The organism is Bradyrhizobium sp. th-b2 (assembly GCF_000426785.1).
In the GTDB taxonomy this organism is placed as follows: Bacteria; Pseudomonadota; Alphaproteobacteria; order Rhizobiales; family Xanthobacteraceae; genus Bradyrhizobium; species Bradyrhizobium septentrionale.
On the sequence record NZ_AUGA01000114.1, the window covers coordinates 1 to 10,750 of the forward strand.

Annotated in this window: 11 protein-coding genes and 1 pseudogene; 4 read left to right on the forward strand and 8 right to left on the reverse strand. The window is 59.0% G+C overall.

Annotation, left to right across the window (positions count from 1 at the left end):
• A partial coding sequence (locus K359_RS0144265; RefSeq protein WP_029084825.1) for an IS66 family transposase occupies positions 1-778 on the forward strand: 778 nt, incomplete at its 5' end.
• 202 nt (positions 779-980) lie between these two features.
• On the opposite strand, the gene K359_RS57955 is transcribed toward K359_RS0144265, so the two are convergent.
• Positions 981-1,181: a hypothetical protein gene (locus tag K359_RS57955; protein ID WP_029084826.1), complete on the reverse strand. Its 201-nt coding sequence runs from the start codon at positions 1,179-1,181 to the stop codon at positions 981-983.
• Positions 1,182-1,404: 223 nt separating this feature from the next.
• On the opposite strand from K359_RS57955, the gene K359_RS0144275 reads away from it, so the two are divergent.
• Complete coding sequence (locus K359_RS0144275) at positions 1,405-1,968, forward strand: hypothetical protein (protein WP_029084827.1); 564 nt, start codon at positions 1,405-1,407, stop codon at positions 1,966-1,968.
• Between the two features lie 625 nt (positions 1,969-2,593).
• On the opposite strand, the gene K359_RS66525 is transcribed toward K359_RS0144275, so the two are convergent.
• Together K359_RS66525 and K359_RS60160 are read right to left on the reverse strand one after the other, a co-directional pair.
• Entirely contained in the window at positions 2,594-2,932 is a 339-nt protein-coding gene (locus K359_RS66525) for a hypothetical protein (protein ID WP_156929042.1), read from the reverse strand.
• A gap of 312 nt (positions 2,933-3,244) precedes the next feature.
• Positions 3,245-3,451: a hypothetical protein gene (locus K359_RS60160; RefSeq protein WP_084518787.1), complete on the reverse strand. Its 207-nt coding sequence runs from the start codon at positions 3,449-3,451 to the stop codon at positions 3,245-3,247.
• 400 nt (positions 3,452-3,851) lie between these two features.
• Between K359_RS60160 and K359_RS0144285 the strand changes: the two genes are divergently transcribed.
• Entirely contained in the window at positions 3,852-6,227 is a 2,376-nt protein-coding gene (locus tag K359_RS0144285) for a PAS domain S-box protein (protein WP_029084829.1), read from the forward strand.
• A 618-nt stretch (positions 6,228-6,845) separates the two neighbouring features.
• On the opposite strand, the gene K359_RS57960 is transcribed toward K359_RS0144285, so the two are convergent.
• On the reverse strand, positions 6,846-7,757 hold the full coding sequence (locus tag K359_RS57960) for an OmpA family protein (RefSeq protein WP_084518785.1): 912 nt from the start codon (positions 7,755-7,757) through the stop codon (positions 6,846-6,848).
• Positions 7,758-7,983: 226 nt separating this feature from the next.
• Between K359_RS57960 and K359_RS55620 the strand changes: the two genes are divergently transcribed.
• Complete coding sequence (locus K359_RS55620) at positions 7,984-8,211, forward strand: hypothetical protein (protein ID WP_156929043.1); 228 nt, start codon at positions 7,984-7,986, stop codon at positions 8,209-8,211.
• Between the two features lie 193 nt (positions 8,212-8,404).
• Here the strand turns inward: K359_RS55620 and K359_RS65985 are convergent, their stop codons facing one another.
• The 4 genes and pseudogenes from K359_RS65985 to K359_RS63790 form a co-directional block, all read right to left on the reverse strand.
• Complete coding sequence (locus K359_RS65985) at positions 8,405-8,539, reverse strand: hypothetical protein (RefSeq protein ID WP_256375214.1); 135 nt, start codon at positions 8,537-8,539, stop codon at positions 8,405-8,407.
• 241 nt (positions 8,540-8,780) lie between these two features.
• Entirely contained in the window at positions 8,781-8,966 is a 186-nt protein-coding gene (locus tag K359_RS62470) for a hypothetical protein (RefSeq protein WP_156929044.1), read from the reverse strand.
• A 1,010-nt stretch (positions 8,967-9,976) separates the two neighbouring features.
• Positions 9,977-10,334 (reverse strand): annotated as a pseudogene (locus K359_RS55625) (PRC-barrel domain-containing protein).
• Between the two features lie 118 nt (positions 10,335-10,452).
• A complete protein-coding gene (locus K359_RS63790; protein ID WP_198031277.1) occupies positions 10,453-10,629 on the reverse strand; it encodes a hypothetical protein in 177 nt (58 codons plus the stop codon).
• Between the last annotated feature and the right edge of the window lie 121 nt (positions 10,630-10,750).

The window sequence follows — 10,750 nt, forward strand, 5'->3', positions numbered from 1 at the left end:
GACCGGCCGGCTCTGGACCTACGTGCGCGACGACCGTCCGTTTGCCGGCCCAGATCCGCCGGCGGCCGTGTTCTTTTACTCGCCCGATCGTGGCGGTGCGCATCCGGAGCAGCATCTGGCGGGCTATGCCGGACTGATGCAGGCCGACGCCTACGCCGGCTTTGGCAGACTCTACGAGGCCAATCGCAAGGGCGGCCCGATCATCGAGGCCGCGTGTAGGGCGCACGGCAGGCGCAAGTTCTTTGATCTCGCGCGGCTCAGCAAGGCGCCGATCGCGGCCGAGGCGGTCAAGCGCGTCGATGTTCTGTTCGCCATTGAGCGCGAGATCAACGGTCTTACCGCGCAGGAGCGTTTGCGTGTGCGCCAGGAGCGTAGCCGCCCCCTGATGGTCGAGCTGGAGGCGTGGTTGCGCGAGCAGCGCGCCAAGCTCTCCAGGAACAACGACACGACCAAGGCGATCAATTACTGCCTCAGCCGCTGGGATGCATTTAGCCGCTTCCTTGATGACGGACGGCTTTGCATGTCGAACAATGCTGCTGAGCGTGAGCTACGGGCGGTCGCCGTGGGACGAAAAAATTGGACCTTCGCCGGGTCCGATGAGGGCGGCCGGCGTGCGGCTGCCATCTACAGCCTCATCGCCACCGCAAAGCTCAATGACATCGACCCCCAGGCTTGGCTTGCCGACGTGCTGGCGCGCCTACCGGATCACCCTGCCAAGCGCATTGACGAACTGCTGCCTTGGAATTGGCAGCCTCAAAGCGTCGCTCACGCCGCTTAAGCGCGATCAGCCTTCCGCCAAAAAAGGCCTAGCCAGGGGCCTTCGCCCGATGCGTACGTCGCACCGCATCGCTTGCCGGGTTCTTCGTCTTGACCCACGTCTTTGACGGCCCGCTGGCGATATGGCGCATCCGTCCGTTTCGATACAATGCCCTCTAGGCCCATGTTGCAGACGTGCCTGAACACGGTCGGCCCGTCGCCGGTCAGATGCTCCACGAACCGGATGGCGCTCCCCTTGGCCTCCCAAGCAGCTTCTTGAGCCGCCGCTTGCGCTCGATCAGCGGCAGGTTGCGCAGGTCGTCGCCGTCATGCTCGATCAGGTCGAAGGCGTACAGCACCGCCTCGTGGCTGCGCTGACTCCGCATCGCGCGGAAATCCGATGTGCCGTCCTCGCGCTCGATCACCGTACACCGCCCAGAGACGGTCGGATAGGAGGGGCTGGCTCATGCCCTCCCAAACGCGCCAGCCCCCGTTTTGTTAGAAGCTCTAAAGTCGTCGGTATCTGTACCGTCCAGCAGGCAGTATTTATCGAAAGTTTATTGGCGAAGGCCGCGAGATTCGGTACCATCTGAGCCGCGTACTCGGGGAGCGAAGCGCTTCTGGGCGGGATTGGGCTAGGAATACGCTATGAATCCCATGGACGTTTCGGCCGATTCACTCATCAATTATTACGCGCGTCGCGACAAGAAGGACGGCAAGTGGCCGGACGTAGAATTTGCGATGAGGGGAGTTCCTGGCACACCGTGCTGCGTGCAGATGAGCCGGGGTTTCTGTGGTGCGGGTCTGATCGTTCCGTCCAGAAGCTGGTCGCGCGCAACCGGCAAGTTTCCCAATGGGTGGCGCACGTTTTACTCTGTCGATGAGGTAGAAGTTTTCTTAGCTGAGAAATATGGCGATAGTGACAATCTCCGGACCGACGAGAACGGAAAACAGCGTGGCGCTGGTGCAATCAAGTCGATGTTGAATGGTATTCCCGGTGTTCTGGTGATGAGGCACGCGTCGATACGGAAATATCCACCACCTCATAAATTCGAGCATACAGAAATCTGGGACGGGCAAGGGTTTTTACAAAAAGACATGGCGGTTGATTCACTTCTTGAGTCGCCATATGTGAAGTTTTGGCCCGATAAGACTTATGGTTGGATTTCTGGCCCTGACTCGATAGATCCTTCCATTTCGGACTTGGCGTGATTCGCAAATTCGCCGTCGATCAGGAACGACGCCGCCTTGATGCGGAGCGCGGCGGCGGCGATGGGCCGGGAAGCGGTCGGCCCAGTCGTAGCCGCCCGTCCCGAATCGCTCTATCGACCCCCGAGGCATCCGATCCTCCTGTGGCGGCACTTTCTTTATTGCGACGCTCTGCACCGCGTGCATCCTCCTATTCGCGAGCGAGGCCAGAGCCTCAGTGCACGGCGCGAGATGCCCTGCAGAACCAACTGAGGCTGAAGAAAACTCCCTCAGCTAGTATGCCGCAAACTCCAGTCAGATCCGCCGTGGATGTTTCGGTATGGAAGACGATTACAGTAGGGACATTTGCAGATTCGTTTGCCCTCAGTAACGCGTTGGATACAATTGGTTGCGGCATCGGAACCCCGGCTGGGGAAATTCTCGCTCGACCGACCTTTACCCTCAGCGCTACGAAGACAAACGTGGAGCTTTTCGCAGTGTCTGCGGTCCAGCTCGGCTTTGAGACCGATACAGCTTCGCTGGCTGAGATCTATACGCGCGCTCAACAGCTGGGCTTTGGACTTGCGGCGGCGGAGGTCGCTGCTCAACTTAGGCTTCAATATTTTGACCAACCGCTGAATGGAGCCCATCAGCCGTGCAGGACGAAATTACTGTAAGCGTCGTCGGCGCCATCGAACCGAGCCTGAGACGGGCCGAGATAGAGCGCGTCAAACGTAAACGACCCGACAGTCTCGATGCATATGATCTCGTCCTTCAAGCTCTGCCATTTGCTTACACTGGGGAGTCCGAGAACATCGCGATGGCCATCCCGTTGCTGGAGCAGGCGTTGGCGCTCGATCCCGGTTACGCCGGTGCGCAGGCGGCTCTCGCCTGGTGCTGCCATCATCGAAGGGTGGCCAATCCGTGTGATTGGGGGGATCGGTCGAGTCTTGGCAGCCAATTTGAGATGCAAGCTGCCCAAAAACATCAATGCCGAATCCCGAGGTCGGGATTAGACCTTGTGCCTGGCTTGCCGAGCCATTCTCAGTCACTTCCTGCGGTTCCACGCTCTGCTATCAGCCGCCAGTCCGCCCGGCGCCGTGTGCCGCCTGAATCCCCGCTTACTTCTCCGAGGGAAAGGCCGCGACCTTTCGCGCGCCTTGGATAGCTCGATATCGTGACCGTCAACCAGCTGCCGGGCTAAGCTCTTCGCTTCCTCGTCGTCATCGACGAGGATGACAACCCGATCTTGGATGTGACCATCATGAAATAGGCGTAATAGCCAGTCGGCATGGAAAGGCTACTCTGGCGATTTTAATCCTGGAGACTTCAACCAGTCATCCATGTGCGAAGCGGTTTCCGTCTGACAGGCTCGACGCAAAAGCAGTTCGCGCGCCGCCCCTGGTGAAAGTTTGAGCGCTTCTTCGCGGAAGTATTGAGCCTCTTCCGCCAAGCGCTCACTGGAGCTCTTTTCAAGTTTGGTGCGACGTCGGTGTAGCTGATCCATTGGGAAGCTCCATTGAAATGGGAAGCTGTCCGCCTCCAAGGCGGCCCTCATCTCGACGGCAACTTTGGCGCTGAGACCTCCATAATTCTACGCAATGACAAGGCTGGCCAGATCTATATTCTTGTTCCTGTCGAGAAACCTTTCGAAAATGGCTCAAAACTAGGAAAATTATCAGTGACCCCCGCACGGCTTCGCATCTGCAATAGATGAAGGGGAGGGACCACTGCGCCCAAATTCGCTCTGCAGTAGTTCGTTTCAGGAACGGGGGGCGATCAGTGGTGTTAGAATCTTGCTAACCGGCAACTATTGGCCCGCCGAAAGGCGCTGGGCCAATACCTTTGCACCTAAAGCGAGCTTTCCTTCAAGGTCCGCGGGAATGGCTGCTCTTGAAAGGATTTGAATGGAAAGCTCGGATTGCTTCGCACCGGCACAGTCGAACGAGAGCCGCTACCGGCTCGTGGTTGAGGCGATCACTGACTACGCGATTTACATGCTGGATCGCGAGGGGCGTGTAACCAGCTGGAACCCGGGCGCCAAGCGCTTCAAGGGGTACGAAGCTGGAGAGATCATCGGGCATCATTTCTCTGCTTTCTACACGGACGCTGAGCAGGCGCAGAACGTGCCCGGCTTGGCGCTGGAGGAGGCGGCCCGCACCGGCCGCTTCGAGCGCGAGGGCTGGCGCGTGCGTAAGGACGGTAGCCAGTTTTGGGCCCATGTCGTGATCGACGCCATCCGCTCGCCTGAAGGGGAGCTCGTCGGCTTCGCCAAGATCACCCGGGACTTGACCGAGCGAAGGGCGGCTGAGGCTAAATTACGAGAAAGCGAGGAGCAGTTCCGGCTGCTGGTGCAGGGCGTGACCGACTACGCCATCTACATGCTCGATGTGAACGGCCATGTGGCGAGTTGGAATGCTGGCGCCCAGCGCATCAAAGGTTATGCCCCCGAAGAGATCATTGGTCGTCACTTTTCCAACTTCTACACTGAAGCGGATCGCGCCACGGGCCTTCCGCGCACCGGGCTGGAAACTGCAACTCGAGAGGGACGTTGGGAGCACGAAGGCCAAAGGCTGCGCAAGGACGGCACTGCCTTCTGGGCGCACGTCGTGATCGACGCGATCCGGGATGAAGACGGCAAGCTCATCGGCTTCGCCAAGGTGACGCGGGATATTACTGAACGTCGCGAGGCCGAGGCCGCCCTTCAGAACGCGCAAGCGACGATGATCCGTTCCCAGAAGCTGGAGGCGATCGGACAGCTGACTGGTGGCATAGCTCACGACTTCAACAACCTGCTGCAGGTAATCAGCGGAAACCTGCAATTGCTCAGTAAAGACATCGCCGGTAATCCCCGGGCCGAGATGCGGGTTCAGAACGCACTCGCCAGCGTCGCGCGCGGATCAAAGCTTGCTTCGCAGTTGCTTGCGTTTGCAAGGCGCCAGCCCCTGGAGCCGAGGGTGGTGAACGTCGGCCGTCTAATTAAGGGCATGGACGAACTGCTGCGCCGCGCGCTCGGTGGAGAGATAGAGATCGAGACGATGGTCGCCGGCGGACTGTGGAACAGTCTGATCGACCCCGATCAACTTGAAAACGCCATCCTCAACCTCGCGATTAACGCCCGCGACGCTATGAATGGCGAAGGCCGACTGACCCTCGAGGCGAGCAACGCCTTTCTCGATGACGAATATGCCCGTCAGCACGACGAGGTCGCGCCCGGCCAATACGTGATGATCGCGGTGACGGACACCGGGACCGGCATGCCGCCCGAGTTGCTGGACCGGGTCTTCGAGCCGTTCTTCACGACCAAGGCCGAGGACAAGGGCACGGGCCTCGGGCTTGCCATGGTCTATGGGTTCCTCAAGCAATCGGGTGGGCACGTCAAAATCTATAGCGAGGTTGGCGCCGGAACCACGGTGAAGTTGTACTTCCGGCGAGAGTTGGCGAGCGAGGACACTCTGGTCGTTACTCCTTCCGGTGAAGTGAAAGGTGGGCCGGAAACTATCCTCGTGGTTGAGGACGACGACGCGGTTCGCGACGTCGCCGAGTCCATGCTCACGGAGCTTGGTTACCGCGTGGTGAGGGCGAAGGACGCGGCGGCCGCGCTCGCCGTCGTCGATAGCGGCATGCCAATAGATCTGATCTTCACCGATGTGATGATGCCTGGCGCGATGCGCAGTCCCGAGCTGGCGCGGAAAGCCAAGGATCGGTTGCCCAGCGTTGCCGTCCTCTTCACGTCCGGCTACACACAGAACGCCATCGTGCACGGCGGGCGGCTCGATCCGGGGGTAGAGCTCCTACCTAAGCCCTACACGCGCGAGGCACTCGCACGCAAGATCAGGCATGTGTTGGCCAATCATGCTCAAAAGCGCATCATGCCTCAAGGGTCGCATCAGTCGACGAACAAGGACGTTCTCAAGGGCGCGATGGTATTGCTCGTCGAAGACGACCACTTCATCCGCTCCATGACGACAGAGATGCTAGGGGATCTCGGATGCAAGGTGAGAGAGGCCAGCACGGCCCAAGAGGCTCACAAGATTCTGGATGGGGGTCGCGTAGACATCCTTCTCACGGATATTGGCTTGCCAGGGATCTCTGGCCTGCAACTCGCGAGGGACGCGCGCGCACATCGGGCCAATCTCCGCCTGGTTCTGGCAACGGGTGATGGCGGCGTCAGATCCGAAGCCGAGCAATTGGGCGCGGTGCTGCTCGTGAAGCCTTACTCCTGTGACGCATTGCGCAAAGCCTTAGCAGCTGCGCTGGAGGGGGAGGGTGTCTCTCGATAGTGCTGATCGGCCTGATGCTTGAGCTTGGCCCATGAAGATGGCAACTCTTCCGAAGAGGACGCTGGGCCTTGCCGTCGAGGGCTTCATTGCATGCGCCCGAGATGTCGTAAAATCGAAGGCACAGGTAAAGCCCTGACGGACTGTAGCCGTGGCTAGGCGCGTCTCACGTCTGCCCTTCATGCGCCGGAATGTCCGCTTTGGGTGGTGAGTTGGACTTGCACCCTGACGCCCCGCTTCAGCCCCGACCGGGCAATTCGATAACCAGTGCGGCACGTCCGAAAAGTGCCGCCAAGGGCGGACATCATGCCCGGTGCCGATGATCCTGGTCTCACCATCGCTCGCCGTAACTTTGTGCGGTGCGTCCAGATTGACGACGTATTGTCGCCGGGTCGTTGCGTGCCAGTCAAAAAAGCCAGTCCGCGGGGGTGGTGCGAAAAATAATACCGGTCGCGGGAAATATCTTTGAGATGGTCCCCGTCCGGTCCTGTGTCAGTCAGCTCGATTTCGATATCGTGGAAATGGGTTTCCCCGTTCTCGTCCGCGTAGAGATATCTTGGTCGCGACGGCTCCGCCATGATGAACCTGGAATTAGCTCTGGAACTCAGACCGATCGGCAACTTAGGTCAGAACAACGATTTCGACACGGCGGTTCTTCTCGCGCCCATAAGGATTGTCTTTTCCGTCCGGCCGGGTATTGGGTTCGATCGGCATGGTCTCGCCCTTTCCGATCACTATGACTTCGGCGGCGGTGCAGTATTTTTCCGCAATGAACCAATTCGCCACAACTCGGGCACGTCGTAATGAAAGGCCCATGTTGTATTCAGGGCTACCGATACTATCGGTATGCCCGGTAATTTGGACCTTGCCTCCGGTGTCTTTGAATTCCCTGATATAATCTCCGGCGTCCTGAAGCGCCCATATTCCCGCTTGCTTGAGATTATCCCTGTCAAAATCAAATAGAGCATCAGTCGGCACTTTGTATCCGATCTGCGCTCTGAATTGGGCTTTCGTGCGCGCGTCTTCCTTCTGCTTCATATCGATGTTGATCTCGATATCGACGTCTCCGACGGGCTTCCCGTCGCTGAACATGATCTCCGTGATGCCGTGTTGGTCGCCCACACCGGGAAGGGCCCAGGTTCGCCCATCCATTTTCGTTGTTCCAAGGACGGGTTTCGTCGGCGAAGCACCGTCCCGGAAAGTAACCTTATTCCATGCATAGACTGCCAAATTCACCTCGCCCACTTCCATCCAGATCCCGTTGAAGTCATGAAAACTCACGGGACGGTTGGTCTTGAAGTAGCCGTAGGGTGAGGCACTGAAGGAAGCTGAAACGCCAAGGGAAGCGCCAGCGCCGCCACCTTTCATCGCTAGTCGGTGGGCCCGGCCCGTTTGTCGATTGACCAGATCGAACATGCCTAAGCCCGCACTCACCGGGCCTATGTCAACGCCAACCGATGCAAGTGCAGAGACAGCCCATAGCGTTGACTTCTGTGCATCGACTGGGAGCGGATTGCGCTTATAGTGCGTCATGGCTTCCTCCCGGGCCGACCGAAGCCCTGAGGCGCATCTGTCCGAAATTCTTCTCTGAATTGTTCCAGAAATTCGGGGCGTTCAGCATTGCCGGGTGCCTTTCGAACTCGCGGCCCCATGCGCATTTGTCTGAAAGCCACCGCCCTCGGTTCAACTTACAGGACGGCTGGCCAGCAGTCCGCCGGCGCGCTTCCGTTGCCGAAGTACGGCAGCCGTCGAAATCCTGATGAACAGCGGCAGGGACTGGACTGACCGCATGAAACGGCTAGCCGAACATGCGCCCGACCTGAATATCTTCTCAGCCAAGTTCATCCTTCGCGATGATGCAGGCTGGGAACTTACGGAACAGGGCCGCAATTTCTGGCCGCGCTCGAAACTGCCGTTGCCGTTCGAAGATCGCAGCTTCGATCAGTCGTCGATCCGCCGACGAGCGAGCCCGCCGCACCGGCGGTGAGGGATAGGGCAAGATTGTCTGATCCTCCCCGAAACCGTCGTCAGAAAGCCGCCGTCGCCCGCCGTGGGAAAGGCCGATCAGATCGACGAACGGCACGAAGCGGTTGCCATTTTGCGCCGGCCGAGCCGTCCGGATGTTCAATCGCGCGACGCGATTGAAAATCGTCGCTTGATCGCGGTCTGAAATAGGGTCTTCAGTGTTTCAGCACTTCGTCGCCGGCGCTGAAGTCGGCGACCGGCCGCCAGTCGAAGCCGGCCAGGCTCTGGCAGTAACCGTGGCGTTGAAAGCGTAGGCCGTACGCCCGGGCCGCGCTCTGCGCCCTGCTCAACGAATTTCCGAAGCCGGTTCATCCATTCCCCCAGTCATCAATGGAGGGCAGCTTGGCATGCTTGGAGCAGGGCGGCATACGCGTGCCGCGGCATCCATGTTGCGGGCCTGCAAATACGACGGAAGCCTTTAAGCGCGAGGTCTCGGTTTGCGCTTCATGCATTGCTTGGCGCCGGCTTCTTTGGCTGTTTCGGTCGTTTTCGTCCGGGAAGAGAGCGGCGCCTAGGCCGCCGCTCTCTAGCTCAGAAATTTCTGGGGCGGATGATTTCAGCTGACGGCTCAATGATGGTGCATCGCGTGACCCATTTGCCGTCGGCGCGGCATGCTCTGCCGATGATGCGGAGCACGGTGTCGGGTGACGGTCTGACGCGCTTCGATGCGCGCCGCGGGTCAAAGACAATGATATTGTCGGAAATAGCTTGCTGCATGGTCATCCCCATTCGGTGAATTAGGACCGTAGGCAGTTGGCGCTGCTGGCGGTCCGCTCTCGCCTAGCAGAGAACGCGACCGGGACGGAAGAAGGGAAATTCTCCGGTCTCCAGCGGGAATTTCACCGCTCAATCGGCTGGTAAAATGGGCTTTTTGGAACCGGACGGAGCTGGCTGATCGTCAATCCGCGAGACTTTCCGTACTTGTCTCGCCCTTCCGCGCTTTGCTTCTTCGGCCTCGTGAGCCTTCGACCGGCGACGATGGGCCTCGTCACTCAGACGCTCTTGAAGTGATTGGTTCTGTTTAAACGGTCGCCGCGTAAAGGTCATTGACGCTCCATTTTCAAGGGTGTCCGATCAACTCAACTTGGTGGATTTGCAGCAGCCTCCGCGGAGCGATCAATTCATTCCCCGTTCAATCGACTAGAAAACTGAAGCGGGGAAAATCGCTATCGTCGACGCCCCAAAAGGACGCCCATCAAAAAGGCAGCAGTGAGCATCTCAAGCGGCGCTTCGCGGGCTGCCGCGCTAAGGCGATCGATCCACGTCGGGCACGCACGCTCGCTGGGAAGCCGCTCAGAAAACTCACGCAGCGTTTCTCTGACGCTTACATCTGTCTCTTCGATTGACATTGTCTAGCCTCCAGACGCTAAGAACGCTGAGCGGATCGCTTAGGTTCCAGAGACCGGGGGGGCGCGAGGGTGAGTGTGTATCCGCCATCACTGGCGGCGGCCCGGCGTTCAATTCGTATGAACGAGTGCAGCGATTAATCTACGGAGAGCTTGGTGCTCCGGTCCGTCCTTTCCGTGACAAAGAAAGTCCGAAATCTCTATCCTCTTAAAGACGCCGCCCCAAGGGAGATTGGCCTCGTGCAGCAAATACGCGCCCGGCATCCTCGCTGCATAAGTCCAGCGATCTCCGTTAGAGCTATGGTAAAGTTCGCGTTGGCCGGACATCCGCAAACACAGCTCGGCGCGCCTAGAGCGGGCGCGCCTATGGAGTTGATGCAGTCAGAACGGGACGCCGTAATACCCATTCACTGATCGGCCGACCGTAGGGTCGTTCCAATTCCAGCCGGTCTCCTCGCGATACTTTGGCGCGCCCTGTAGCTGCTTCTCGGTGATGCCCGTGACGTAGCCTTCGAGATTGATATCGTACTTCAGCGATTGCCAAGGCAAGGGGTAGTGATCGTCGCCGATGCCGAGAAAGCCACCAAAGCCGAGCACCGCATACGATACTTTGCCGCTTGTCTTGTCGATCATCAGCCGTTCGACTGCCGATCTTCTGGCTATCCGCCCCATAGACTGCAGTGCCTTCGACCTTGTCGCTGCCAATCAGATTGCCCGTCTCCTGAGTATCCAGTGCCATGATAGCCTCCGTGCGTTGTAGATAACTCCGGCAAGCACGAGAGCGCGCGAACGTTCCTATTCGCGGTATCCGCCGCGTCGAAGCGGACCTTGATCGGCTCCGATCGCCCGCTCTGACGTTACGCTGACCACCGATCCTGCTCTTCCCGGTCGGCTTGTTCGTTGAGCCGGTCAGCGATCTCTTCCGCTAACGGCTCGTCCTTCGCGGTTGCGATAGGTCTTCCCCTGTTAGTCTTCACAATATTCTTGTCAGCTTCGACTGGGAAATCGCCGGGCTTGATCTCAGGCTTTTTCATCGCGGGCTCCTCGGATCGGCTATTTTACCTCGCCCGTCGTTGGGGTTGTTTCCGGAGTTTGCACCCCCCCTGGCTTCGGGATCACCGTGTCCTTCATATTTGTCTTCGGCATATTGGGCAG